Source organism: Patulibacter defluvii, from assembly GCF_034096925.1.
GTDB classification, from domain to species: Bacteria; Actinomycetota; Thermoleophilia; order Solirubrobacterales; family Solirubrobacteraceae; genus Patulibacter; species Patulibacter defluvii.
Genome location: NZ_JAWZSQ010000004.1, coordinates 72768 through 96767, shown reverse-complemented (window position 1 = coordinate 96767; position 24000 = coordinate 72768). Strand labels below are relative to the sequence as shown.

Here is a 24000-nt window from a genome sequence, read left to right as displayed (position 1 = left end):
GCGGCTCAGCCGGCCGGCGCGGGCTCCGGCGCCGGCTCGGGCGTCGGGGCGGGGGCCGGATCCGGGGTCGGCGCGGGCGCCGGCTCGGGGGCGGGCTCGGGCGCGGGCGCCGGCGGCGGGGTGCGGCCGAGCAGGGCGTCGCTGGCGACCTGGATCTTCGCGCTGCCGCTGGCGATCCGCTTCAGGCCCTTGGTGACGTCGGCCTGGAGGGCCTTGTAGAGCTTGGCCGCCGCGGCCTTGGTCTTCGGGAACTTCTTCTTCGGCACCGTCAGGCGCTTGAGGGCGGTCTCGACCGAGGTGTAGCCCACCCGCAGGTCGCGGAGACCGTCGAGCAGCGAGTCCTGCGGCACGCTCGCCGTCGGGGTGTCCGCGTCCTGGTTCTTGAGCTTGCGGCTGTAGTCGGCGATCTGCGTGCGCAGGCTGTGGATGTCCTTGATCGCCGTCTTGACGCCCTTGGTGCCGGCCTTCGGGTTCGACAGCTTCGAGAGCGAGGTCAGGACCTTGGCCTGGGCCGTGTTCAGCCGCTTCTCGTTGGTCTTGACCGTGCTGCGGATGCCGGCATCGGAGGCGACCGCCGGGGTGGCGGCCCCGAGCAGGGCGGCGGTGGAGAGCAGGAGGGGGAGCGCGCGACGACCGATCACGCGCGCCACCGTATCGATTCGCGGCCGCGGGCCGCGCCGCTCAGCGCCGGACCAGCACGTAGACGAGCGCGATCGCGAAGCCGATCTGCCCGAAGCTCAGCGCGGTGCCCAGGTTCGCCGCCCCGGCCAGCTCGGCGATCAGCGTCACGGCGGCGAAGGCGCCGACCACGATCGCCAGGTTCTGCGCGAACGGCCGGCTCTCCGGCAGCCGCGCGTCGCGGTCGTCCAGCCGGCGGACCTCGTTCGCGGGCGGGGCGGGATCGCCGGCGGGGCGCTTGGCGGCGGAGCTCATCGGGGCACCTCGTGGGGATCGCGGTCGAGGCCGGCGGCGCGCTCGAGCTGCTGCACCAGGTTCGGCACCGCCAGATCATCGCGCGTCTCGGCCAGCGCGCGCAGCGCGGCCTGGCGACCGCCGATCGCCCGCAGCCCGCGCTCGCCGTGCTCGGCCCGGAAGTCGTCGATCGCCGTCCGCCGCCGCGCCTCGCGGCGGGTCGCCGCCACGTCGATCCGCTCGCGGTGCCCGTCGAGGACCTCGATCAGCTGGTCGAAGCCGGTCGCCGGCGCCAGCGAGCTGACCGCGACCACCTTCGTCGTGCGGTCGCCGATCGAGCGCAGCGCCGACCGCACGTCGGCCTTCGCCCGGTCGGCGATCCGGCCCAGGTCGGCCTTCGTGATCACCAGCACGTCGGGGATCTCCATGATCCCGCTCTTGATGAACTGGAGCGCGTCGCCGGAGCCCGGCTGCACGATCACCATCACCGTGTCCGCCACGTCGGCGACGTCGGTCTCCGACTGGCCGACCCCGACCGTCTCGACGATCACCACGTCGAAGGCGGCCGACAGCGCCTGCGCCGCCGCCCGCGTCGCCCACGCCAGCCCGCCCAGCCGGTCGCCGGCCGCGGTCGAGCGGATGAAGACCGCCGCGTCGTTCGGGTCGACGTGGATCCGCGCCCGGTCGCCGAGCAGCGATCCGCCGGTCCGGCGGCTCGACGGGTCGACCGCCAGCACCGCCACCGACCGCTCCCGTCGCCGGTAGCTGCGGACCAGCTCGCTGAGCAGCGTCGACTTGCCGGCCCCGGGCGGCCCCGTCACCCCGATCACGTGCCCGGGCGGCTCGTGCCCGAGCCCGGCGGGGGAGAGCGCCTCCAGCAGCCGCGCGGTCTCCGCCTGGGCGTCCGGCGTCCGCGTCTCGACCAGGTTGAGGACGGCGGGCGCCGCCTCCAGGTCGCCGTCGCGCAGGCGCGCGGCCAGCTGCTCTCCGGACGGGGCGGGCATCGGCGCGGATGCTACGCGGGACCGTCCCCGGCGGCGCTCACCCCGGCAGCGGCGGCAGCTCGTCCGGGATCGTCGCGGCCGCGGCGCGGTTCTCGTCGCGGATCGCGGCCCACAGCTCCTCACGGTAGACCGGCAGGCTGCGCGGGGCGTCGATCCCGATCCGGACCGTCTGGCCGTTGACCTCGACGACGCTGACCACCACGTCGTCGCCGATCAGGACCTTCTCCCCGACGCGGCGGCTGATGATCAGCACGCGACGTCCCCACCGGGCGCGACCAGCGGCGCCCGCAGCGCGGCGTCGGGGTGGCGGTTGATCAGCTGCCAGCCGCGGCCGTCGGCGACCACGATCGGGGCCCGCAGGTTGGCGACGAAGTCGGCCAGCCGCTCACCGGCGCGGACCGTCACCCAGGCCTCGGCGGCGGCCGGATCGCCGAGCTCGCGGGGCAGCTCGCCCTCCTCGACCTCGAGCGCGTAGCCGGGGAAGAACCGCTCGGGCCGCGTCAGCGGCAGCGCCACGTCGGGGTCGTCGAGCGACTGCAGCCAGCAGAAGGCGTCGTCGGCGGTCCGCCGCAGCAGCGCCCAGCGGCGGCCGTCGAGCCCGGGCAGGCCGTCGGGGAAGTCGAGCACGTCGGCCTCGGGCACCTCGACGTCGCCGAGGCGGGTGCTGTGGACGGCGATCGGCATGGGCTCAGCGGAGGAAGTCGATCAGCGACAGCTGGACGATGCTCGACCCGGCACGGAGCGCCGCCTGGTAGGCCGCCTGCTGGGTCGCGTAGTCGATCATCGTAGACGCGGCGTCCGCCTCCTCGACCCGCGAGCGCTGGTCGTCGGCGCTCTCGCGCAGCTGCTCCAGCCGCGCCTGGGCGCCGTCGAGCCGGTTGCCGGCCGCGCCGACCTCGGTCCGGACCTGGGTCAGGGAGGCCAGGTGGAGGTCGAGCTGGCGGAGGTCGTGGCCGCGCAGCGCGTCGGCGTCGGCGACGGTGCCGCCGCGGAGGTGGGCGGCGACGTCGCGCAGCGCCGACAGCAGCAGCCCGTCGCCGCCGCCCTCGCCGAGCACGCGGCCGCCGAGGTCGGCGTTGATCGGCAGGTCGACCGCGGGTCCGATCGTGCGGGTGATCGTGCCGTGGTCGCCGGCGTAGGCGTCGCTCGCGCCGACCGCGTAGGGGGCGGTGCCGGTGGCCGCGCCGGCGAACAGCCGGTTGCCGCCGTAGCTGCTGTTGGCCGCGCCCTTGATCGCGTCGATCAGCTGGTCGATCTCGGCCGCCGCCGCGGTCCGCGCGGCCTGGCCGCCGACGTCGTTGCCGGCGCCGACGACCAGCGTCCGCGCCCGCCGCACCGAGTCGGCGATCTCGCCGAGCGCGGCGTCGCTGGCCTGGGTCCAGCCCTGGCCGTCCTGGACGTTGCGCAGGTGCTGGCCGATCTCCGACAGGTCCTGGCGCAGCGTCAGCGCGCGGGCGGTGCCGTAGGGGTCGTCGGAGGGGCGGGTGATCCGCTGCCCGGACGACATCTGCTGGTAGGTGCGGCCGAGCCGCGCGGCCGAGCCGTTGAGGTCGCCGAGGACGCTGCGGTGCAGCATCCCGTTGGTGATCCGTGCGCTCATCGCGGTCGCTCCCGGTCGCTCACAGGCCGACGCGACCCGTGCGGTTGATGATCTGGTCGAGCAGCTCGTCGACGGTGGTCAGGCTGCGGGCGGCGGCCTGGTAGCCGCGCTGGAAGCGGACGAGGTTGGCCATCTCCTCGTCGAGCGAGACGGCCGAGGTCATGTCGCGGCGGTCGAGCAGCGCGTCGGCCAGGCTCTGGACGGTCGCCTCGCGGCGGCGGACGTCGGCGACCTCGGTCCCGAGCCGGCCGACGAGCGCGCCGTAGCGCTGGTCCGACGCCCCGCCGCGGAGCGCCGCGATCGCCGTCGCGACGTCGTTGCCGTCGCCGGCGGTCGCGGTCACGATCGCCGCCAGCGCGCCGCCCTGGCGGGGGTCGACGGCGGCGGCGACCTCGAGCGGCCGGGCGGCCACACCGGGCGCCGGCGGGGCGCCGCCGACGACCAGGAACGGCGGTCCGCCGGCCGCCTGGTGGAGCCCGTTGACCGCCGTCGCCAGCGCGGTGGCGGCGGCGTGGAGGTCGGCCCGGTAGCCGTCGAGGGCGCCGCCGGCGCCGGCCAGGTCGGCGAGCGCGCCGAGCCGGCCGAGGCCGGGCCCGGAGGCGGCGAAGGCCAGCGCCCACGGGCTGCGGGCGTGCTCGCCGGAGACGATCGGGGTCGCGTCGCTGCCCAGGTGGACGTCGATCTGGCCGGCGATCGGCTGGCCGCCGCCGTCGAGCGCCGGCTCGACCCGCACCTGGCCCAGCTGCGCCAGCTGGTCGAGCAGCAGGTCGCGGCGGTCGAGCAGGTCGTTGGGGCTGTCGCCGCGGGCGACGGCCGCGCCGATCGCCTGGTTGAGGCTGGCGATCTCGCGCGCGGCGCCGTCGATCGGGCCGCCGGCGGCGGTCAGCGAGGCGTACTCCTCGGCGGCGTGGGCCTGGAGCGTGGCGAGCTGGGCGTCGAGCGTGCCGAAGGCGTCGGCCAGCGTCCGCGCCTGCTCGACCAGCACCCGCCGCGCCGGCTCCGATCGGGGGTCGTTGGCGACGTCGCCCCAGGCGCTCCAGAAGCGGTTCAGCTGGGCGGCGATCCCGCGCTCGCCCGGCTCGGCGAAGGCCAGCTCGGCCTGCTCCAGCAGCGCCGAGCGGGTGCTGACGTCGCCCAGCCGCGAGGCCTGGGCCCGGTACTGGACGTCGGTGAAGCGGTCGCGCAGCCGCTCGATCCCGCCGACCACGACGCCGCTGCCGAGCTGCACGGTCAGCGTCCGCGGCGAGCTCGACGGCACGCTCAGCGCCGGGGTCGCGAGCAGGTCGGCCCGCTGGCGGCTGTAGCCGGGCGTGGTCTCGTTGGCGATGTTGTGGCCGGTGACCTCGATCGCGCGCTGCTGGGCGAGCAGCCCGCGGAGCGCGGTCTCGAGGCCGTGGAAGGAGGAGACGGGCATTCAGGCGCGGAGGTCGAGGGCGGCGTGGGCGGGAGCGGCGCCGGGACGGGCGCGGGGCGGGGCGTAGGTCGCCTCGGGCGCGGCCCCGCCGAGGTGCAGCAGGTGGTCGAGGAAGGCCAGCTCCTGGCGGACGAGCGCCTGGTTGCAGCCGTGCTCGCGGCGGACCTCGTCGAGGACCGCGGCCAGCGCGGCGCTGCGCTCGCGGGCGGCGTCGGCCTCCTCGGGCGTGGCCAGCGTCGCCAGCCGCTCCAGGGTCACGGCCTGCGGCTCGGCGCCGAGCAGCGCGGCGCCGCGGGCCAGCAGCCGCGCGCGCCGCTCCTCGAGCGTGGCGCGGAAGACGACCTCGGCGTCGAGCTCGGCGGTGCGGGCCAGCAGCGCGTCGACGTCGCGGGCGCGCAGCGCCGCCGATTGGCCGGCGACGGCGGCCCGCAGCCGCTCGGCCGAGCGGTGCTGCTCGTCGAGGTGGACCAGCAGCTCGCGGCCGAGGACGGTGCCGGCGATCCCGGGCACGGTCACGTCGCGCCGCCCGAGGGACGCGGGGGCGGGGACGACGCCGGCGCGGCGGTGGGGGCGATCGTGGCCTGCAGCTCGCGGGCCAGGCCGATCCCGCCGGCGGCGGTGAGGGCGTCGGCGAGCGCGCCCGGCAGCAGGTCGCGGGCGCTGCGGGTGGTGGCGTCGCCCTCCTCGGCGGCGGGGTCGGCGGTCGCGACCATGCTCGTGGCCAGCTGCTCCAGCAGCGTCCGCTCGAAGCCGACCGCGGCGGCGTAGGCGCGACGGTCGTCGGCGCTGCCGTTGCGGACCGCGGCCGGCAGCGTCCGCGGGTCGACCGGCGGCAGGCCGCCGATCGCGGGGACGCTCACCGCTTGACCCCGTTGGCGATCTCCAGCATCTGGTCCTGCATCTGGACGGCGCGGCTGGCCATCGAGAAGGCCCGCTGCGACTCGATCAGGTCGACCATCGCGTCGCCGAGGTCGACGTTCGAGGTCTCGAGGCTGCCCTGCACCAGCCGGGCGCCGGTCGCGCTCCGCAGCGGCCCGGATCCGGCGGTCGCGACGGCCAGGCCGTCGCCGATCGGCTGCAGCTGGCCGGGCGCGGCGACGTCGACCAGCCGCAGCCGGCCCAGGCGGCGACCGTCGTCGGTGCTGACGGTGCCGTCGGGATCGATCCGCAGCCGCTCGGCGGAGGCACCCGCGGGGACGGGACGGACGCCGGCCAGCAGCTCGCCGGTGGCGGTCGTCAGCCGTCCGCGGCCATCGACGGCCAGCGCCCCGCTGCGGACCAGGGCGGTGCCGCCGCCGGGCCGCTCGACCTGCAGGAAGCCGGAGCCGGTGATCGCCACGTCGAGCGCGCGGCCGGTCTCGCGCAGCGCGCCGGCGAGGCTGCTGCGGCCGATCCCGCGGACCGCGGCCCCGGAGCTGACCTCGACTCCGGGGACGCCGTCGCGGACCGGCAGCAGGTCGCGGAAGGCCACCCGCTCGCGCCGGTAGCCGGGGGTGTTGGCGTTGGCGACGTCGCCGGAGACGGCGTCCATGCGCGTCTGCTGGGCCGTCATGCCGGCGGCGGCGGAGTAGAGGCCTTGGAGCACGGGTGGTCCTTCCGGGGGTCGTCGGGCGCGGGCGCCTGGCCCGGGTGATCGGCCGCGGCGGCCGCGACTTGACCCGGGCTCAGCCGCCGCCGGCGTTGCCGACCTGGGTCGCGGCCCGGCCGAGCGTCTCGTCGATCGTGGTGATCGACTTCTGGCCGGCCTCGTAGGCCCGCAGGGCGGCGATCATCTCGACCATCGCCCGCGCCGGATCGACGCCCGATCCCTCGAGCGCGCCCTGCTGCACGCGGCCGTCGGCGGCGCCGGCGGGGCGGCCGGTCCAGAGCCCCTCGCCGGCCTTGCGGGGACCGGCGAGTGCGACGACGGCGATCGCCCGCGGGTCGGCGCGGCCCTCGCCGTCGACCCGCACCGGCGCGCCGCCGGGCCCGAGAACGTCATGGCCGAAGGCGTCGACCAGCGTGCCGCGGGCGGAGGACTGGAACTGGCCGTTGCGGGTGTAGCGGACGCCGTCCGGGGTGCGGACGGCGAAGAAGCCCTCGCCGGCGATCGCGAAGTCGAGCGGCTCGCCGGTCTCGCGCAGCGCCTGCGGCCGCAGGTCGGTGGTGACGGCGTCGGCGTAGGGGCCGTAGCCGACCGGGCCGACCGCCTGGCCGCTGCGGGTGTTCGAGAGCAGCACGTCGCCGAACGACGCCTGGGTCGTGCGGTCGCGCTTGTAGCCGGGGGTGGCCGCGTTGGCGAGGTCCCCGGCGAGCTGATCCTGGCGCACCTGGCCGGCGATCATGCCGGCGGCGGCGACGTAGAGGCCACGGTCCATCGGCCCGGTGATCGGCCGCGGCGGGCGGGACTTGACCGCTCCAGGCCGCGGACGGCCGGCCGATCACGGGAAGGTGACCGTGCCCGCCACCCTGCTCGTCGACCTGGCGGTCGCGCGTGGCCTCGGGGTCGGCGGGACCGCGGTCCCGCCGGTCGGCGCGGTGCTCGGCGCGCGGCTGCTGGAGCGCCACGGCCAGCAGGGCCTGCTGGCGCTCGGCGGACGGACGCTGGTGGCGCGGCTGCCGGACGAGCTGGAGCCGGGGCCGCTGCGGCTGCGGGTGGCCGGGGTCGAGGACGGCCGGCTGCGGCTGGAGCGGATCGAGCTGCCGCCGCCGCTGGCCCCGTCCGCCGGCGAGGCCGCCCGCCGCGGCGATCCGCCGGCCGCCGCCCGTCGCCGCCGCGCCGGCGATCGGCCGACTGCCGACCGCCGCGGCGTGGTCGTCCGCCACCACTCGCCGGCGCTCGGCCTGGTGGTCGTCCGGCTCGACCTGACGCCGGAGCGGATCGCCGCCGCCGTGACCGCGGCGAGCGCCGTCGCCCCCGACCTGCGGGCCGCCGGCGACGAGCTGCGGCGGGCGCTGGAGCAGGCCGCCGGCCGGCCCGCGCGGGTGACCGTCCAGGCGCTGCCGCGGACGGTCGAGGCCCGTGCCTGAGCGCGACCCCGACGAGCCGCTGCGGCGGGCGGCGGCGGCCGTCGCGGCCTGGGCCGACGCGGTCGCCGCGCGGGTCGCGGTGGACGAACGGACGAGCGGACGGAAACCCCGTCCCGCTGGGGATGCGTCCACCGTCCACCGGGCGATCGGCGGCCCCGACGGCGACGGTTCGCCGGCCGGGGGTCAAGTTCCGGGGACCGCTGCCGATCATGGGACCAGCAACGACCGCCCCGCCGGGGCCCGGAGCACCCGCCATGACCAGTGACGCACGAACGATCGGTTCCATCGCCCCGGCGACGCCCGCCGCGGCGGCCCGTCCGCTGACGGGCCCGGCCGCCGAGGGCGCCGCGCGGCCGGCGCCGGCGGCCGTCCCGCGGGCCGCCGCCGACGACGAGCTGGTCGGCGCCGTCCCGCCGCCCGACGTCCTGGCCGAGGTCGAGGCCGCGGCCGCCGCGGCCGACGCGCTGGCCGAGCAGGGGCTGGAGCTGCGCTACGACGTCCGCGACGCCCACCGCGTGCGGATCGAGCTGGTCGACGGCGAGGGCCAGGTCGTGCGCCGGATCCCGCCCGGCGAGGCGCTCGACCCGGAGGCGCTGGCCGAGCGGCCCGCGGCCGACCCGGCCGCCGACGAGCGGGGTGGTACGGCATGGGGCTGAGCCTCGGCGGTCTCGCGTCGGGTCTCGACTCGGCCGCGCTGATCGCGAACCTGATGGCGCTGGAGCGGCAGCCGCGGACCCGGCTGCTGGCCAGCCAGACGGCCGAGAAGGCCAACCGCGACGCGCTCCAGAAGGCCGTCGACGTCCTGCGAACGCTGCAGGAGCGGACCAAGGCGCTGACCGATCCCGGCCTCTTCGGCGCCAAGCAGACCGTCGAGGTGACCGATCCGGCCGCGGCGACGGCGACGATCAGCGGCGGCGCGGCGGCGGGCGGCTTCACGCTCGAGGTCGTCGGCCTGGCCCGCGCGGCCGGCGCCTCCTACGCCTACGCGGCCCCCGCGGCCGCCACCACGCTGACCGTCTCCGGCGGCGGCTGGAACGACCAGATCGAGGTCGCCGCCGGCACCTCGGCCCGCGACCTGGCGACCCGGATCAACGGCGACGCCGGACTCCACGTGGTGGCGTCGGTGACGACCGTCGCCGGCGTCGAGCGGCTGCACCTGGCCAACCGCGCGACCGGCGCCGCGGGCGCGATCTCCGCCACCGCCAGCGCCGCCGGCGTCCTCTCCGACGAGGCGCTGACCGCCGGCCGCGACGCGGTCGTCCGGATCGACGGCGTCGAGCGGACCTCGGCCACCAACGTCCTCGACGACGCGATCCCCGGCGTCGAGCTGCGGCTGCGCGGGGTCACCGCCGCCGCGACCACCGTCACCGTCTCGGTCCCCGGCGTCGACGGCGACGGGGTCCAGAAGGCGGTCGAGGCGTTCGTCAGCGCCTACAACGCCGCTGGCGACACGCTCCGTGCGCTGACCGCCGTCGACAAGAACAGCCGCGGCCAGCTCGGCGGCGACGCCACCCTGATCGCCGCGGTCGGCCAGCTGCGCGACGCGCTCTACGGGGCCGGCGGCGCGACGCTGCCGCTGACGGCGCTCGGCCTGACCACCGGCGCCCCGTCGGGGACGGCGACCTTCTCCCGCGACGCGGTCCTCGGCAAGCTCCAGCTCGACCCGGCCGTGCTGCGGTCGGCGCTGACCGCCGACCCGGCCGAGGCCCGCGAGCTGCTCGGCGGCAGCGGCTCGGTCCTGCGCGAGCTCGACCGGGTGATCACCGCCTACGCCTCGACCAGCGGCGTGCTCGGCGACCGGATCTCGCGCACCAGCGCCCAGATCAGCGACCTCGGCCGGCGGATGGACGATCTCGACAGCCGGCTGGCCGCCCGCGAGGCGAGCCTCAAGGCCCAGTTCGCGCGACTCGAGGCGACGATCTCCAAGTACCAGGACCAGGGCACGTGGCTGAGCGGGCAGATCGCCCAGCTCGGGTCGCGGTCGGCGTAGGAGCGGGGGCGTTCCCGACGTGACCTACGCCGCTCCCCAGGCCTATCGCCAGAACGCCGTCCTGACCGCCTCGCCGGTCGAGCTGGTGGTGATGCTCTACGACGGCGCCGCCCGCTTCCTGCGCCAGGCTGGCGCCGCCCTCGACGCCGGCGACCTGGCCCAGGCGAACGCCCGCATGCAGCGCGCCGAGGCGATCGTCTCCGAGCTGCTGGTGACCCTCGACCGCGAGCGCGGCGGCGAGGTCGCCGACCGGCTGGCGGCGATCTACCTCTTCTGGCGGCGCGAGCTCGACGCCGTCCGCCGGACCCGCGACGGCGCCCGGCTGGCCCCGATCGTCCGCCAGCTCGGCGAGCTGCGCGCGGCCTTCGCCCAGGTCGACCGGTGACCGGCCCCGCCGCCTACGAGCGGCTGGCGGAGCTGGCCGAGGCCGAGCGCGACGCCGCGGCCGCCGGCGACCTGGAGACCGCCGCCGCGCTGCTCGCCCGCCGGACCGCGCTGGCGGCGACGCTGCCGGCCGTCCCACCGGCCGACGCGGCCGACGCGCTGCGCCGGGCGGCCGAGGCCCATGCGGCCGCGGCGACGCTGCTCGACGAGGCCCGCACCGCGCTCGGCCTGGCGCTCGACCACGCCGCCCGCGGCCGCCGCACCGCCCGCGGCTACGGGGCCGGCGCGGGCGCCGGGCGGCGGCTCGACCGCAGCGCCTGAGCGGCCGCGCCGATCGCCCTCAAGGAACCGCGGCCGCGGCCGATCAACCGGGACGTCCCAGGGACGGGGCTCGGCAGGTCCACGGACGGACCATCGCCCTCGACGACCCTTGCCGTGAGCCTCATCGACCCGACGCAGCAGGCGCTGGAAGGCGCCATCCAGGGAGCGGCCCTGCGCCAGCAGGCGCTGGCCGGCAACCTGGCCAACGTCAACACGCCCGGCTACCAGCGCCGCGACGTCGACTTCCACGCCGCCCTGCGGACGGCGGTCGAGCGCGGCCGGCCGCCGGCCTTCGCGACCGCCACCGAGACCGGCGTCGTCCGCGCCGACGGCGGCGGGGTCGACGTCGACCGCGAGTCGGCCGAGCTGGCCAAGAACGCGCTCGAGCAGCAGGCGCTGGTCTCGGTCGCCCGGGTCCGGATCGAGGTCCTGGTTCACGCGATGGGGGCGGGGGCGGCCTGATGGGGCTCTTCGGCGCGATCGACGTCAGCGCCTCGGCGCTGACCGCGGAGCGGCTGCGGCTCGACGTCACGGCCGAGAACCTGGCCAACGCCCAGACCACCCGGACCGCGGCCGGCGGGCCCTACCAGCGCAAGACCGTCGTCCTGCGCGAGGCGGCCGGCGGCGGCTTCGGCGCGGTCCTCGACCGCGCGATCGAGCGCGGTGCCGCGCCCGCCGGGGTCGAGGTGGCGGGGATCGTCGCCCATCCCGGCGCGCCGCGGCTGGTCCACGACCCCGGCCACCCGGACGCCGACGCCAACGGCTACGTGGCGATGCCGAACGTCGATCCGGTCGCCGAGATGGTCGACCTGATCGCCGCCTCGCGCGGCTACGAGGCCAACGTGACCGCGATCCAGAGCGCCAAGCAGATGTTCACCCGCACCCTCGAGCTGCTGCGATGACGATCGCCCCGATCGACCCGAGCATGGTGCTCGGGCCCCAGGCGGCGATCGCCGCCCCGGCCGCCCCGGCCCCCGACGGCCGCGGCTTCGGCGACCTGCTCTCGCGCGCGATCGGCGGGCTGGAACGGACCCAGGCCGAGGCCTCGGAGGGCGCGATGGCGCTGGCCACCGGCACCGCGACCGACGTCGAGTCGGTGGTGATGGCGGCCGAGCGGGCGAAGCTCTCGATGCAGCTGGCGTCGACCCTGCGGACCCGCGGGGTCGAGGCGCTGAACGAGCTCCTGCGGACCCAGGTCTGACCCGCCCGTGCCGCTCCCGAAGCTGCTCGCGAACCTGTCGACCCGCGGCCGGCTGGCCGTCGGCGGCGCCGTGCTCGGCGTCGTGGTGGTGGCGCTGCTGCTGCTCTCGCTGGCCTCCCGCCCCAGCTGGGCGACGCTGGTGACCGCGCTCGACCCGGCCCAGACCGGCAAGCTGACCGCCGCCCTCGACGAGCGCGGGGTCCGCTACGAGATCCGCAACAACGGCACCGCGCTGGCCGTCGACAAGCGCGACGTCGCCCAGGCCCGGATCGCCGTGGCCGAGAACGGCGGCGTCACGGGCGGCACCCAGCAGGGCTTCGAGCTGTTCGACAGCCAGAAGCTCGGCTCCAGCCAGATGCAGCAGCAGGTCACCTACCAGCGGGCGCTGGAGGGCGAGCTGGGCCGCACGATCGAGCAGATCGACGGGGTCGGCGGGGCGACCGTCCAGCTGGTGCTGCCCGACGCCAACGACCGGCTGCTGAGCGAGGACGCGCCGAAGCCGACCGCGGCGGTGCTGCTCTCCGGCACCAGCGACCCCGACCCGGCGGCGGTCCGCGGGATCGCGCGGCTGGTGGCCTCGAGCGTCAAGGCGCTGAAGCCGGCCGACGTCGCGATCACCGACGGCGGCGGACGGCTGCTGTGGCCGACCGCCGGCGGCGAGGACGGCGGCGGCGGGAGCGGGGGTGCGGCGACCGCCAAGCAGCTCGCCGCCCAGCGCTACCAGCGGCAGATGGAGTCGAGCCTGACCAGCGTCCTGGCCCAGACCGTCGGCCCCGACAAGGCGCGGGTGCGGGTCAGCGCCGACGTCGACGCCGACGAGGCGACCCAGGAGCAGCTGCGCTACGGCCGCCGGCGGGTGCCGCTGAAGGAGAAGACCGACGACGAGCAGATGGAGGGCGGGGCGACCGCCGGTGGCGCCAGCGGGGCGGCGGCCAACGTGCCCGGCTACGCGGCGACCGGCAACGCCGGCGGCGGCGACTCGCGCTACCGCCACCGCTCGGGCGAGCGCGAGTTCGGCGTCGACAAGACCGTCACCCGCCGCAAGCTGGCCGCCGGCGGCGTCCGCAAGCAGAGCGTCTCGGTGCTGGTCAGCGACGCGGTGCCGGCTGCCCAGGTGCCGGCGATCCGCGATGCGGTCGCGGCCGCCGCCGGGATCGACCGCGCCCGCGGCGACCAGCTGGTCGTCTCGCGGCTGCCGTTCGCCAAGCCGCCCGCGCCGCCGGCCGGGGCGACCCTGCCCGGCGGGATCCTCTCGTGGGTCAAGTGGCTGGTGCTGGCGCTCGGCACGATCGCCTTCCTGGTCCTCGTCGCCCGCCACCTGCGTCGCCGCGAGCGCGAGGCGCTGGCCGCGCCGGGCTGGCTGCAGGAGCTGGACGGGCCGCGGCCGCTGCGCGACTTCGTGCCCGAGCCGACCGTCGTGACCCCGGTCGCCGAGGCGACGGCGTTCGAGGAGCCGCCGGCGCTGGTCGCCTCGGGCGCCCGCCGCCAGATCGAGGAGCTGGCCGAGCGCGAGCCGGCGCGGGTGGCGCAGCAGGTCCGGCACTGGCTGGCGGAGGAGTGACGTGAGCGAGGTCGTCCACCAGCAGCGGGTCGTCGAGGACGATCCCTGGGCCTTCGACGACGAGCTGGCCGAGCCGGCGCCGCCGCCCCCGCCGCCGCCGCTGGCGATCCCCGGCCGGCGGAAGGCCGCGATCCTGCTCGTGTCGCTCGGAGCGGAGCGCGCCGCCGACGTCTTCAAGCACCTGCGCGAGGACGAGATCGAGGCGCTGTCGCTGGAGATGGCCAAGCTCGGCCAGGTGCCGCCGGAGCACGTCGACGGCGTCTTCGACGAGGCGGCGGCGCTGGCGGTCGCGCTCCAGTCCTACGCCGAGGGCGGGGTCGACTACGCCCGCGACGTGCTGGAGCGGTCGCTGGGCGCCGAGCGGGCGGAGGAGATCATCGGCCGGCTGGCGTCGGTGATCGAGATGCGGCCGTTCGAGTTCCTGCGCCGGACGCCGCCCGATCAGGTGGTGGCGTTCCTGCGCGCCGAGTCGCCGCAGACCCAGGCGCTGGTGATCGCCAACCTCCACACCCGCCTGGCCGCCCAGGTGCTGGCCGCGCTGGAGCCGCACGAGCAGGCCGACATCGCCTGGCGGGTGGCGACGATGAGCGAGACCAGCCCGGCGGTCGTGCGGCGGATCGAGAGCGTCGTCCGCGGCAAGCTGGCGAGCGTCGGATCGCAGGACCCGACCGCGGCCGGCGGCGTCCAGTCGCTGGCCGAGATCCTCAACCACAGCGACCGCCCGACCGAGCGCAACGTGCTCGAGCGGCTGGCCGAGACCGACGCCGCGCTGGCCGACGAGGTCCGGCGGCTGCTGTTCGTCTTCGAGGACCTGGCCGGGCTCGACGACCGCTCGATCCAGCTGGTCCTGCGTGAGGTCGAGCAGCGCGACCTGGCGCTGGCCCTGCGCGGGGTCGACGACGCGGTCCACGAGCGGATCCTGGCCAACCTCTCGCAGCGCGGCGCCCAGCTGCTGCGCGAGGAGATGGAGTTCCAGCCGCCGCAGCTGAAGCGGGTGGTCGAGGAGTCCCAGGGCCGGATCGTCGCCGTCGTGCGGCGGCTGGAGGACGCGGGCGCGCTGGTGATCGGCCGCGGCGACGCCGACGACGTGGTCTGAGATGGCGACCACCGACCCGACCGAGTTCGCCTTCCCGGCGCTCGCCCCGCCGCCGCCCGCGCCGACCGCCCGCGAGCTCTCCGACCAGCTGGCCGCCGCCCACGACGAGGCCGAGCGGATCCGCGCCGCCGCCCACGAGGCCGGCTGGGTGGCCGGCCACGCCGAGGGCCGGGCCGCCGCCCGCGCCGCGCTGGCCCCGGCGGCCGAGGCGCTGGCCGAGGCCCTGCGGACGGTCCAGGACCAGGGCCGGACGCTGGCCGAGGCGCTGGAGCGGGACGCGATCGAGCTGGCGCTGCTGCTGGCCGAGAAGGTGGTGGCGGCGGCGGTCGACGCGGCGCCCGGGCGGGTGCTGGACGTCGTCCGCGGGGCGCTGCGGGGGCTGGTCGACCGGCGGCGGGTGACCGTCCTGGTCCACCCCGACGACCTCGAGCTGGTGCGGGGCGCGGTCGCGTCGCTGGCCGCCGAGCTGGGCGGGATCGAGCACCTCGACGTGCAGGCCGAGCGCCGGGTCGGCCGCGGCGGCGCGCTGCTGCGGACGGCCGAGGGCGAGGTCGACGCGCGGCTGGAGGAGCGGCTGGCGCGGGCGGCGGCGGTCGTCCGCGAGCAGCGGGGCGCGGCGTGAGCCCGGGGCCGGAGGCGGTGGTCGGCGGGCGCTTGGCCGGTCCGGCGCGGGCGCTGCGCGACGCCGACCTGACCCGCTACCGCGGCCGCGTCCGCGACGTGATCGGGCTGGTGGTCGAGGCGACCGGGCTGCGGGCCGAGGTCGGCGAGCTGTGCACGCTCCAGACCGGTCGCGCGCGGCCGCCGGTGCCGGCCGAGGTGGTCGGCTTCCGCGACGGCCGCACGCTGCTGATGCCGCTCGGCGAGCTGACCGGGGTGGCCCCGGGGACGGCGGTGACGGCGACCGGCGAGCGGTTCCGGGTCGCGACCGGCGAGGCGCTGCTGGGGCGGGTGCTCGACGGGCTCGGGGCGCCGCTCGACGGCGGGCCGCCGCCGGACGGCCCGCGGCGGCCGACCGAGGCGCCGCCGCCCGATCCGCTCTCGCGGCCGCGGATCGACCAGCGGATCGGGCTCGGGGTGCGGGCGCTCGACGCCTTCGTGCCCTGCGGTCGCGGCCAGCGGCTGGGGATCTTCGCCGGCTCCGGGGTCGGCAAGTCGTCGCTGCTGGGGATGATCGCCCGCGCGACGACGGCCGAGGTCAACGTGATCGCGCTGGTCGGCGAGCGCGGCCGCGAGGTGCGGGAGTTCGTCGAGCGCGACCTCGGCGACGCGCTGGCGCGGTCGGTGGTGGTCGTGGCGACCAGCGACCAGCCGGCGCTGGTCCGGATCCGGGCGGCCTACACCGCGACCGCGATCGCCGAGCAGTTCCGCGACGGCGGCGCCGACGTGCTGCTGATGATGGATTCGGTGACGCGCTTCGCGATGGCCCAGCGCGAGGTCGGGCTGGCGATCGGCGAGCCGCCGGCCACCCGCGGCTACACCCCGAGCGTCTTCGCCCAGCTGCCGCGGCTGCTGGAGCGGGCCGGGACCGCGGCGACCGGCTCGATCACCGGCCTCTACACGGTGCTGGTCGACGGCGACGACCTCAACGAGCCGATCGCCGACGCGGTCCGCTCGATCCTCGACGGCCACGTGGTGCTGAGCCGGGCGCTGGCCCACCGCGACCACTACCCGGCGGTCGACGTGCTGCAGAGCGTCTCGCGGCTGGTCGGCGAGCTGACGGGGCCCGAGCAGCGGGCGGCGGCGGGCGCGCTGCGGACGCTGCTGGCCGACCACCGCGAGCGCGAGGACCTGATCGCGATCGGCGCCTACGAGCCGGGCAGCGATCCCCGAACCGATGCGGCGATCGCGATGCGCGAGCCGATCGAGCGGCTGCTGCGGCAACCGGCCGAGGAGCGCTCGACGGCCGAGGAGGCTGACGCGGCGGTCCGCGACCTGGCGGCGCGGGCGGGAGCGCTGGTGGCGGGCGAGTCGGATGGTGCGGACGCGGTCGGGGCGGCGGCGTGAGATCGCGGTCGTACAGCCGTCCAGCGGCGCTGGATCGCGGTCGCCGGCGGCCGATCACGCGGGGCGTGACGTCCGGCTTCCGCTTCCGCCTCGAACCGGTCCGGCGCCTGCGCGCCAGTCGGGAGGACGAGGCCCAGCGGGCGCTCGCCGCCGCGCTGCGGGACGAGCAGCAGGCGCGACGGACCGTGGCCGACGCCGAGCGGCGGGCGGCGGGCGCGCTGCGCGACCAGGCGCGGGCGTGGACGGGGCCGCTGAGCGGCGACGACCTGCGGGCGCGGGCACGGTGGAGCGAGCGGACGGCCGCCGGCCGCGACGCGGCGCGGCTGGAGCTGGACCGCCGGCGGACGGCGACCGACGCCCGCCGGGGGCTGCTGGCGGCGGCCAGCCGCGACCGTCAACTGCTCGACCGGCTGCACGACCGGCGGGCGGCGGAGCACCAGGAGGCGGCCGCGCGCGACGAGCAGCGGCAGGCCGACGAGCAGGCGCTGACCCTGCACCGGCGACGGGCGGCGGCGTGAGCGTCGCCGCGATCGCCGGCCGGGTGGCCGAGCTGCAGGCGCTGCTCCAGCAGGCGACGGGGGTCGTGGCGCCGCCGGCGACGGCGGGACCGGGAGCGGCGACGGCGGCCGGGAGCTTCGCCGCCGAGCTGGCCAACGCCCAGGCGACGGCGCCCGGGGCAGGGGTGACGGCGGCGTCGGGGTCGGGGTCGGGAGCGGACGGCGGCCCCTACGCGGCGATGATCCGCGAGGCGGCGACCCGCCACGGGATCGACCCGCAGGTCTTCACGAACCTGGTGCGGCAGGAGTCCGGCTTCGACCCCCGGGCCGGCAGTGCCGCGGGAGCGCAGGGCCTGTGCCAGCTGATGCCCGCGACGGCGGCGAGCCTGGGGGTGCGGGATCCCCTCGATCCGGCCCAGTCGCTCGACGGTGGAGCGCGCTACCTGCGCCAGCAGCTCGACCGCTTCGGCGGCGACTACGTCAAAGCCCTGGCCGCCTACAACGCCGGACCGGGGGCGGTCGCGCGCTACGGCGGCGTGCCGCCCTACGCCGAGACCCAGCACTACGTCCAGGCGATCCTCGGCCGCGGCGGGAGCCCCGCGTGAGCGCCCTGCGGGTGCCCGCGACCCCGCCCGCGCCACGCCCGCGACCGGCCGACGCCCCGTCGCCCGCGCGCGGCGACGGCGGCGGGGGGCTGGGGGCGTGGATCGACGGGGTGCTGGAGGAGCGGGCGGGGCGTTCGGGGGCGCTGGACCGGGGGGATGGGGAGGGGCGGCGCGATCTCTCGCGAGCTTCCGGGGCCTCGCGGCGTCTGGGGGGCGAGGGCGAGGCGGGCGGCGACGGGCCGGACCCGGGGAGCGGCGCGCCGCCTGCCGCTCCGGTCGGCGCGTTGACGGCGCACGGGTCGGGAGCGGACCTTGCGGCATCGGTCGCCGGCTCGGAGGCCGGCGACCGCCTGCCCGGTGGCGCGGGAGCCACCGCGCCGACGGCGGCGTCCGGCGGAGCGGCCCCCGGGACCGCCACGAACTCCTCCGGGGCGGGCGCGACGACCGGCGCCGGCGGCCCGGTCACGCCGGCCCCGTCCGCGGGCGCGGCCGGGACCGCGTTGGCGGGATCGGGCGGCGCATGGCCCGCGGGGGCGACCGCTGCTGGTCCCGCGAGCGTGCCGACGGTGCCCGGCTCGACGGGGACGGCTTCGACGGCGATCGGGCCCGCCGGCGGCGAGCCCGGACGAGCGACGGCGGTCGACGCCACGCTTCCGCCGGCCGGCGGACCGGCCGCCGGGGCCGTCGCCCGTGCCGCTGCGAACGACGTCGCGGCCGGGATGGCCGCCTCGCCGACGGGCGCCGCCTCGTCGGCCCCCGGGACGGCCTCGTCGGCCGGGGGCACGGCGTCGTCGGCCGGCGCCTCGGCCGGGACGACCGCGTCGTCGGCCGCCCCCTCGGCCACCGCTGCCGCGTCGGCGGCGGGTGCCTCGTCGGCCGCTGGGCCCGCGTCCTCGGGCGCCGCCGCTTCGGGCTCCGGCACCACTTCGTCGGGGTCCGGCTCGTCGACCGCGGGCACCGCACCATCGGCCGGCGCCCCGGCGACCGCGGGCGCTTCGACCCTGGCGGCCGGCTCGTCGACGTCCGCGACCGCGTCCGCCTCCGGCCTCGCCTCGCCGTTCCCCGGCGCGGCCGTCGACTCCGGCCCCGCGACCGGCGACCCGACGACCCCGACCTCGCCTGCCGGCCCGCCGACCGCCGCGGGGGCCACCGCCGACCCCGCCACGACCGCCACCCCGTCGCCCCCGCTCGCGACCAGCGCGACGACCACCGCGTCCGCCGGTCCGACCGGCCCCACCACCTCCGCCGGCCCGACCGGCCCCACCGGCCCCGTCGTGCCGACCGTCGCCGTCGCCCTCCAGCTTCTCGCCGGCCGCCGGGCGACGCTCGCCCAGCTGCACCTGCGGCCGGCCGCGCTCGGCGGGGTCGAGGTGCGGCTGCGGCACGGCGCCCAGGGCCTGGAGGCGACCGTGCTGGCCGACAGCCCCGACGCCGCCCGCGCGCTCCAGCAGGCCAGCGGCGAGCTGCGTCGCCAGCTCGAGGCCCAGGGACTGCACGTCGCCCGGCTCGACGTCGGCGCCGCCGCGCCCGGCGGCAGCGGCCCCGACTCCGGTCCCCGCAACCGCGCGTCCGGCCGCGACCGCGACCACGCCCGCCCCGCCGGCCCCACGGCCCACGCCACCCCGACCACGACCACCGACCCCGACTTCGACCCCCGACCGCGCCTGACGCTGCCGCTGCCCGGCGGCGCCCGCGTCGACGTCCTCGCCTGAGGAGCCCCGCCGCATGACCTCGATCCCACCCGCCGCCAGCACCGTCGGCGCCACGACCACCGCCACCACCAACGCGGCGACCAAGCCCAAGGGCGACGGCCTCGGCAAGGACGCGTTCCTGAAGCTGATGGTCACCCAGCTCCGTCGCCAGGACCCGATGAACCCGGTCGACGACTCCGCCTTCCTGGCCCAGACCGCTCAGTTCTCGACCCTCGAGCAGATCAGCAACGTCGCCGACCTGGCCGCGCTGCAGCTGAACGCCCAGGCCTCGTCGCAGGCGCTCGCGCTGGTCGGCCGCACCGCCACCTACACCGCCGCCGACGGCAGCGTCCGCAGCGGCGTCGTCGAGCGCGTGACCTTCGAGGACGGCGCGCCGCGCCTGACCATCGGCGGCGTCGCGGGCGTCTCGCCCGGCGCCGTCACCGCGGTCGGCGATCCGCCCGCCACGACGCCCACCGCCACCACCACCGACTCCGACCCCGAGGGAGGGATCCGATGATCCGCGGGATGTACAGCTCGATCAGCGGGCTGAAGGCGCATCAGACGATGCTCGACGTGACCGCCAACAACCTGGCGAACGTCAACACCGTCGGCTACAAGGCCGCGCGCACGACCTTCGCCGACTCGCTCTCGCAGCAGGTCCGCGGCGCGTCGGGCGGCACCGCCGACACCGGCGGCACCAACGCCACCCAGGTCGGTCTCGGCGTCAAGGTCGGCTCGATCGACAACCTCACCGGCGGCAGCTCGCCGCAGATGACCGGCAACCCGCTCGACGTCGCGATCCAGGGGGAGGGCTGGTTCACCGTCGCCCGCGGCACCCCCGGCGGCCCGGCTCCCGCCGCCGGCACCTGGGAGTACACCCGCGCCGGCGCCCTCACCGTCACCGAGCAGGGCCACCTCGTCACCCAGGACGGCCTCTACGTGATGGCCTACCCGCCCGCCGCCGGCGGCGGTCCCGACAGCGCCGCCGCGCCCAGCTATCTGACCCTGCCGGCCGGCGCCTCCGACGTCGCGATCGGCGCCGACGGTGCCGTCTCCTACGTCGACCACTCCGGCGGTCCGCTCGACGGCACCCGCCAGACCGCCGGCTACCTGACCATCAGCCGCTTCGCCAACCAGGCCGGCCTGGAGCGCGGCGGCAGCAGCCGCTGGGTCGCGACCGCCAACTCCGGCGCCCCGATCGCCGGCACCCCCGGCACCACCGGCAACGGCCCGCTGATGGCCGGCGCGCTGGAGATGAGCAACGTCGACTTGGCCAGCGAGTTCACGACGATGATCTCCGCCCAGCGCGGCTTCCAGGCCAACTCGCGGGTGATCACCGTCGCCGACGAGATGCTCCAGGACGTCGTCAACATGAAGCGCTGAGCGCGTCCGCCGCCGGCGCCCGCCCGTGATCCGCCTTCACCGGCTCGCCCGCGAGCCCGAGCCGTTCCTCCTCAACCCGGACCTGATCCAGGTGGTCGAGGCACGCCCCGACACCACGATCACCCTCACGACCGGCGCCCACCTGCCGGTCGTCGAGTCGCCCGAGCAGGTGCGCGACGCGGTCGCCCGCTGGCGCAGCGGGCTGCTGGCCGCCGCGCTCCACGGCGCCCCGCGGCCGCGGGCCCTCGCCGGCGGCCGGACTGAAGAACCGCGGCCGGCGGCCGATCACCGGGAGCGATGAAGGCCTCCACCGGCATCGGGATCGCGATCGCGGTCGTGGCGATCCTCGGCGGCGCGACCGTCGAGGGCACCTCGCTCGGCACGCTGATCAACGTGCCCGCGATCGTGATCGTCCTCGGCGGCACGCTCGGGGCGACGATCGCCGCCGTCGGCCTGGAGCCGGTGCGGGCGATGCCGGCGCTGCTGCGGCGGGCCGTCCGCGCCACCGCCAGCGACCGCGCCGGCCGCGCCGCCGAGCTGGTCGGCTACGCCGAGCGCGCTCGCCGCGAGGGCCTGCTCTCGCTGGAGGAGGAGGTCGGCCGGATCGAGGACCGCTACTGCCGCAAGGGCATGCAGCTGGTCGTCGACGGCACCGAGCCGGCGACGCTGCGGGCGGTGCTCGAGGCCGAGACCGACGCGATGGCCGGCCGCCACGAGGTCGGCGCCGGCGCCTTCGAGAAGGCCGGCGGCTTCGCCCCGACGATCGGGATCATGGGCGCCGTCCTCGGCCTGATGCACGCGCTCGGCTACCTCGACAGCCCGGGGATGCTGGGGACGGCGATCGCCAGCGCCTTCGTCGCCACCCTGCTCGGGGTCGGGCTGGCCAACGTCCTGCTGCTGCCGGTCGGCAACCGCCTGCAGGCGCTCTCGCTCGACGAGCAGGAGCTGCAGGAGATGACGATGGAGGGCGTGCTGGCGATCCAGGCCGGCGAGAACCCGCGGATCCTGGCCGAGCGGCTGGAGGCGTACGTCCCGCCCGGCCTCCGCGACGGGGCCGGCGACGACGGCGACGAGCCGCCGGTCTCGCTCTCCGACGAGCGTCGCCGGCGCGCCGCATGAGCCGCCGGCGGGCCCGGGCCCGGGCCGGCGGCGGTCACGGCGGCGGGGGCAGCGAGCGCTGGCTCCTGACCTACGCCGACATGATCACGCTGCTGATGGCGCTCTTCATCGTGATGTTCGCCGTCTCCGTCGTCGACCAGCGCAAGTTCGACGAGGTCTCGCGCTCGCTGCGGGAGGCGTTCTCCGGCAAGCTGCTGACCGGGGCCGGGTCGATCAGGCCCGAGCCGAGCGCCGCGGGCGAGGCCGAGCGGGCCCCGGTCGAGGCGGTCGCCGCGATCGCCCCGCTGGCGCCCGAGGTGGTGCCGGCCGAGCGGCTGCCGCCGGCCCGCCGGGCCGCGGCCGCCGCCCGCCGCGAGGAGCAGGAGCTGCGGGCCCTCAAGCGCCGGATCGACGCCTGGATCGCCCGCCGCGGCCTCGGCGCCCGGGTCCGGACCGCGGTCGACCGCCGCGGGCTGGTGATCCGGGTCCTGACCGACGACGTCCTCTTCCGCTCCGGCGACGCCGCGCTGCGGCCCGCCGGCCGCGCGCTGCTGGCCGACGTCGGCCGGCTGCTGCAGCTCGACCGCCGCCACCCGATCGCCGTCGACGGCCACACCGACAGCGTCCCGATCGGCACCGACCGCTACCCCAGCAACTGGGAGCTGTCCGGAGCCCGGGCGTCGAGCGTCGTCCGCGTCCTGGCCGCCGGCGCCGCGCTCGACCCGGCCCGCTTCTCGGCCACCGGCTACGGCGCCGAGCGCCCCCGTTCCTCCAACGCGACCACGGTCGGCCGCCGCGCCAACCGCCGGGTCGAGATCGCCCTCCTGCGCCTCGAGCGCCCGACGAGCCGGATCCCGTGACGTTCGACAAGAAGCTCCTCGCCCTCATCGCCGTCCTCGCCCTCGCCGCGGGGGCCGCCTACAAGCTGCTGCTCGCCGACGGCGGCGACGCCGGCCCGCGCAAGGTCGACGGCACCGTCTACGTGCTGCCGAAGGACTTCCTGATCAACCTCCGCGACGGCCGCTACGCGAAGCTGTCGGTCGCGCTGGTGCTCGACGAGGCGCCGAAGGCGGGGGAGGGCGAGGCGGTCGAGGGCTACGGCGCGCTGCCCGAGGAGGCGGTCGTGCGCGACGTCGTGATCGACGAGCTGGGCGGCCAGGACGGCGACGCGCTGACCACCGCCGCCGGCCGTGCGAAGGCCAAGGCGGCGCTCGCGCGGGCGCTCCGCAAGCGCACCGACGTGGCGCTCTCGGCCGTCCTCTTCCCCGACCTGACCGTCCAGTAGGAGCGCGCCGTGGAGACCACCGACTGGACCCCCGGCGACGAGCTGGCCGCCCCCGACGCGCCGGCGGCGCCCGGCGATCCCGCCGACCTGGCGCGGCTGCACGACGTGCCGGTCGAGCTGTCGGTCGAGATCGGCCGCACCCGGATGACGCTCGGACAGGCGCTGACGCTCGGCCCGGGCTCGATCGTCGAGCTGCGCCGCCAGGCCGGCGAGCCGGTCGATCTGCTGGCCGGCGGCAAGCCGATCGCGCGCGGCGAGGTGGTCGTGATCGACGAGGAGTTCGGGCTCCGGATCACCGCGATGGTGGTCGACCCGGCCCAGCGCCAGGCCGCCGCCCCGGAGGCCGTCGAGGAGCCGGCCGAGCCGCCGTTCGCGGACCTCGCGCCGGCCGCCCAACCGGCGCCGCCGGACCCTCAAGCGGACGCCCCCGCGGCCGATCACTGAGGGCGCCATGGTCGACGCCCAGGACGCGCAGCAGCTCGTCGTCTTCACCCTCGGGGCCGAGGAGTACGGCCTGCCGATCGCGCAGGTCCAGGAGATCATCCGCTACACGCCGCCGCGCTCGGTCGCGGCCGGCGGCGGCTGGGTCCGCGGCGTGATCGCGCTGCGGGGCAAGATCGTCCCCGTCCACGACCTGGTCCGGCGGTTGGGGCTGGCGCCGGTCGCGACCACGCCGACGAAGATCGTGATGGTCGACGGCGGCCGCGGCGCCGCCGGCGTGGTGGTCGACGACGTGACCGAGGTGCTGACCGTCGGCGGCGACCGGATCGACCCGCCGCCGGCCGGCAGCGCGGCGGTCTCCGGGATCGCCCGGATCGACGACCGGCTGGTGGTGCTGCTCGACGCGGTCGCGCTCTTCGCCGAGCCCGAGGCGGCCGACGAGCCGGTGGCCGCGGTCGCGGACGCGGTCGTCGCGACCGTCGGCGGCGGGGCCTGAGC

The 24000-nt window shown here is 77.5% G+C and carries 34 protein-coding genes; 23 read left to right on the top strand and 11 right to left on the bottom strand.

What is annotated here, in order from left to right; genetic code table 11:
* Positions 1-5: 5 nt before the first annotated feature.
* The 11 genes from SH587_RS06005 to SH587_RS05955 all read right to left on the bottom strand — a co-directional run bounded on the left by SH587_RS06005 (position 6) and on the right by SH587_RS05955 (position 7287).
* A complete protein-coding gene (locus SH587_RS06005; protein ID WP_320669671.1) occupies positions 6-641 on the bottom strand; it encodes a hypothetical protein in 636 nt (211 codons plus the stop codon).
* Positions 642-681: 40 nt separating this feature from the next.
* Positions 682-933: a hypothetical protein gene (locus SH587_RS06000; RefSeq protein ID WP_320669670.1), complete on the bottom strand. Its 252-nt coding sequence runs from the start codon at positions 931-933 to the stop codon at positions 682-684.
* Positions 930-1916: an ArgK/MeaB family GTPase gene (locus SH587_RS05995; protein WP_320669669.1), complete on the bottom strand. Its 987-nt coding sequence runs from the start codon at positions 1914-1916 to the stop codon at positions 930-932. The genes SH587_RS06000 and SH587_RS05995 overlap by 4 nt, the downstream gene beginning before the upstream one ends.
* Positions 1917-1953: 37 nt before the next feature.
* Positions 1954-2169 (bottom strand): carbon storage regulator CsrA, encoded by a 216-nt coding sequence (csrA, locus tag SH587_RS05990; RefSeq protein ID WP_320669668.1) that lies wholly within the window; start codon positions 2167-2169, stop codon positions 1954-1956.
* Positions 2163-2600, bottom strand: coding sequence for a flagellar assembly protein FliW (gene fliW / locus SH587_RS05985; protein WP_320669667.1), 438 nt, complete (start codon positions 2598-2600; stop codon positions 2163-2165). Before fliW ends, csrA begins: the two co-directional genes overlap by 7 nt.
* Before the next feature lie 4 nt (positions 2601-2604).
* The gene (flgL, locus tag SH587_RS05980) at positions 2605-3516 is read right to left on the bottom strand and encodes a flagellar hook-associated protein FlgL (protein ID WP_320669666.1); all 912 of its coding nucleotides are present in this window, start codon (positions 3514-3516) and stop codon (positions 2605-2607) included.
* A 19-nt stretch (positions 3517-3535) separates the two neighbouring features.
* Entirely contained in the window at positions 3536-4930 is a 1395-nt protein-coding gene (gene flgK / locus SH587_RS05975) for a flagellar hook-associated protein FlgK (protein ID WP_320669665.1), read from the bottom strand.
* Positions 4931-5446, bottom strand: a complete 516-nt coding sequence (flgN, locus tag SH587_RS05970; protein ID WP_320669664.1) for a flagellar export chaperone FlgN — start codon at positions 5444-5446, stop codon at positions 4931-4933.
* On the bottom strand, positions 5443-5790 hold the full coding sequence (locus tag SH587_RS05965; protein WP_320669663.1) for a hypothetical protein: 348 nt from the start codon (positions 5788-5790) through the stop codon (positions 5443-5445). The genes flgN and SH587_RS05965 overlap by 4 nt, the downstream gene beginning before the upstream one ends.
* On the bottom strand, positions 5787-6515 hold the full coding sequence (locus tag SH587_RS05960) for a flagellar hook-basal body protein (protein WP_320669662.1): 729 nt from the start codon (positions 6513-6515) through the stop codon (positions 5787-5789). The genes SH587_RS05965 and SH587_RS05960 overlap by 4 nt, the downstream gene beginning before the upstream one ends.
* A gap of 79 nt (positions 6516-6594) precedes the next feature.
* A complete protein-coding gene (locus SH587_RS05955; protein WP_320669661.1) occupies positions 6595-7287 on the bottom strand; it encodes a flagellar hook-basal body protein in 693 nt (230 codons plus the stop codon).
* 79 nt (positions 7288-7366) lie between these two features.
* On the opposite strand from SH587_RS05955, the gene SH587_RS05950 reads away from it, so the two are divergent.
* The 23 genes from SH587_RS05950 (at position 7367) to SH587_RS05840 (ending at position 23998) form a co-directional block, all read left to right on the top strand.
* The gene (locus tag SH587_RS05950) at positions 7367-7939 is read left to right on the top strand and encodes a hypothetical protein (RefSeq protein WP_320669660.1); all 573 of its coding nucleotides are present in this window, start codon (positions 7367-7369) and stop codon (positions 7937-7939) included.
* A 254-nt stretch (positions 7940-8193) separates the two neighbouring features.
* Positions 8194-8595 carry a hypothetical protein gene (locus SH587_RS05945; RefSeq protein ID WP_320669659.1) on the top strand — a complete coding sequence of 134 codons (402 nt, stop codon included), beginning with the start codon at positions 8194-8196 and terminating at the stop codon, positions 8593-8595.
* Positions 8586-9929 (top strand): flagellar filament capping protein FliD, encoded by a 1344-nt coding sequence (fliD, locus tag SH587_RS05940; protein WP_320669658.1) that lies wholly within the window; start codon positions 8586-8588, stop codon positions 9927-9929. Before SH587_RS05945 ends, fliD begins: the two co-directional genes overlap by 10 nt.
* A gap of 19 nt (positions 9930-9948) precedes the next feature.
* Positions 9949-10314 (top strand): flagellar export chaperone FliS, encoded by a 366-nt coding sequence (gene fliS, locus SH587_RS05935; RefSeq protein WP_320669657.1) that lies wholly within the window; start codon positions 9949-9951, stop codon positions 10312-10314.
* Entirely contained in the window at positions 10311-10634 is a 324-nt protein-coding gene (gene fliT / locus SH587_RS05930) for a flagellar protein FliT (RefSeq protein ID WP_320669656.1), read from the top strand. Before fliS ends, fliT begins: the two co-directional genes overlap by 4 nt.
* 114 nt (positions 10635-10748) lie before the next feature.
* Positions 10749-11096 carry a flagellar basal body rod protein FlgB gene (locus tag SH587_RS05925; RefSeq protein WP_320669655.1) on the top strand — a complete coding sequence of 116 codons (348 nt, stop codon included), beginning with the start codon at positions 10749-10751 and terminating at the stop codon, positions 11094-11096.
* Complete coding sequence (gene flgC / locus SH587_RS05920; protein ID WP_320669654.1) at positions 11096-11536, top strand: flagellar basal body rod protein FlgC; 441 nt, start codon at positions 11096-11098, stop codon at positions 11534-11536. Before SH587_RS05925 ends, flgC begins: the two co-directional genes overlap by 1 nt.
* A complete protein-coding gene (gene fliE, locus SH587_RS05915; RefSeq protein ID WP_320669653.1) occupies positions 11533-11835 on the top strand; it encodes a flagellar hook-basal body complex protein FliE in 303 nt (100 codons plus the stop codon). Before flgC ends, fliE begins: the two co-directional genes overlap by 4 nt.
* 7 nt (positions 11836-11842) lie before the next feature.
* A complete protein-coding gene (gene fliF, locus SH587_RS05910) occupies positions 11843-13396 on the top strand; it encodes a flagellar basal-body MS-ring/collar protein FliF (protein ID WP_320669652.1) in 1554 nt (517 codons plus the stop codon).
* A 1-nt stretch (position 13397) separates the two neighbouring features.
* Positions 13398-14492 (top strand): flagellar motor switch protein FliG, encoded by a 1095-nt coding sequence (gene fliG, locus SH587_RS05905; RefSeq protein ID WP_320669651.1) that lies wholly within the window; start codon positions 13398-13400, stop codon positions 14490-14492.
* 1 nt (position 14493) lies between these two features.
* Entirely contained in the window at positions 14494-15114 is a 621-nt protein-coding gene (locus tag SH587_RS05900) for a FliH/SctL family protein (RefSeq protein WP_320669650.1), read from the top strand.
* Positions 15111-16499 (top strand): FliI/YscN family ATPase, encoded by a 1389-nt coding sequence (locus tag SH587_RS05895; RefSeq protein WP_320669649.1) that lies wholly within the window; start codon positions 15111-15113, stop codon positions 16497-16499. Before SH587_RS05900 ends, SH587_RS05895 begins: the two co-directional genes overlap by 4 nt.
* A 65-nt stretch (positions 16500-16564) precedes the next feature.
* Positions 16565-17017 (top strand): flagellar export protein FliJ, encoded by a 453-nt coding sequence (gene fliJ / locus SH587_RS05890; RefSeq protein WP_320669648.1) that lies wholly within the window; start codon positions 16565-16567, stop codon positions 17015-17017.
* Complete coding sequence (locus SH587_RS05885; RefSeq protein ID WP_320669647.1) at positions 17014-17601, top strand: lytic transglycosylase domain-containing protein; 588 nt, start codon at positions 17014-17016, stop codon at positions 17599-17601. Before fliJ ends, SH587_RS05885 begins: the two co-directional genes overlap by 4 nt.
* 1274 nt (positions 17602-18875) lie before the next feature.
* Complete coding sequence (locus tag SH587_RS05880; RefSeq protein ID WP_320669646.1) at positions 18876-19313, top strand: flagellar hook-length control protein FliK; 438 nt, start codon at positions 18876-18878, stop codon at positions 19311-19313.
* Positions 19314-19326: 13 nt separating this feature from the next.
* On the top strand, positions 19327-19812 hold the full coding sequence (locus SH587_RS05875; RefSeq protein WP_320669645.1) for a flagellar hook capping FlgD N-terminal domain-containing protein: 486 nt from the start codon (positions 19327-19329) through the stop codon (positions 19810-19812).
* A complete protein-coding gene (locus tag SH587_RS05870) occupies positions 19809-20678 on the top strand; it encodes a flagellar hook-basal body complex protein (RefSeq protein WP_320669644.1) in 870 nt (289 codons plus the stop codon). Before SH587_RS05875 ends, SH587_RS05870 begins: the two co-directional genes overlap by 4 nt.
* Positions 20679-20703: 25 nt before the next feature.
* Complete coding sequence (locus SH587_RS05865) at positions 20704-20979, top strand: flagellar FlbD family protein (RefSeq protein WP_320669643.1); 276 nt, start codon at positions 20704-20706, stop codon at positions 20977-20979.
* On the top strand, positions 20976-21797 hold the full coding sequence (locus SH587_RS05860; RefSeq protein ID WP_320669642.1) for a flagellar motor protein: 822 nt from the start codon (positions 20976-20978) through the stop codon (positions 21795-21797). Before SH587_RS05865 ends, SH587_RS05860 begins: the two co-directional genes overlap by 4 nt.
* Positions 21794-22636, top strand: coding sequence for a flagellar motor protein MotB (locus tag SH587_RS05855; RefSeq protein WP_320669641.1), 843 nt, complete (start codon positions 21794-21796; stop codon positions 22634-22636). The genes SH587_RS05860 and SH587_RS05855 overlap by 4 nt, the downstream gene beginning before the upstream one ends.
* Entirely contained in the window at positions 22633-23061 is a 429-nt protein-coding gene (locus tag SH587_RS05850; protein WP_320669640.1) for a flagellar basal body-associated FliL family protein, read from the top strand. Before SH587_RS05855 ends, SH587_RS05850 begins: the two co-directional genes overlap by 4 nt.
* A gap of 9 nt (positions 23062-23070) precedes the next feature.
* Positions 23071-23505, top strand: coding sequence for a flagellar motor switch protein FliN (gene fliN, locus SH587_RS05845; RefSeq protein WP_320669639.1), 435 nt, complete (start codon positions 23071-23073; stop codon positions 23503-23505).
* 7 nt (positions 23506-23512) lie between these two features.
* Positions 23513-23998 carry a chemotaxis protein CheW gene (locus tag SH587_RS05840; protein ID WP_320669638.1) on the top strand — a complete coding sequence of 162 codons (486 nt, stop codon included), beginning with the start codon at positions 23513-23515 and terminating at the stop codon, positions 23996-23998.
* The last annotated feature ends 2 nt before the right edge of the window (positions 23999-24000 follow it).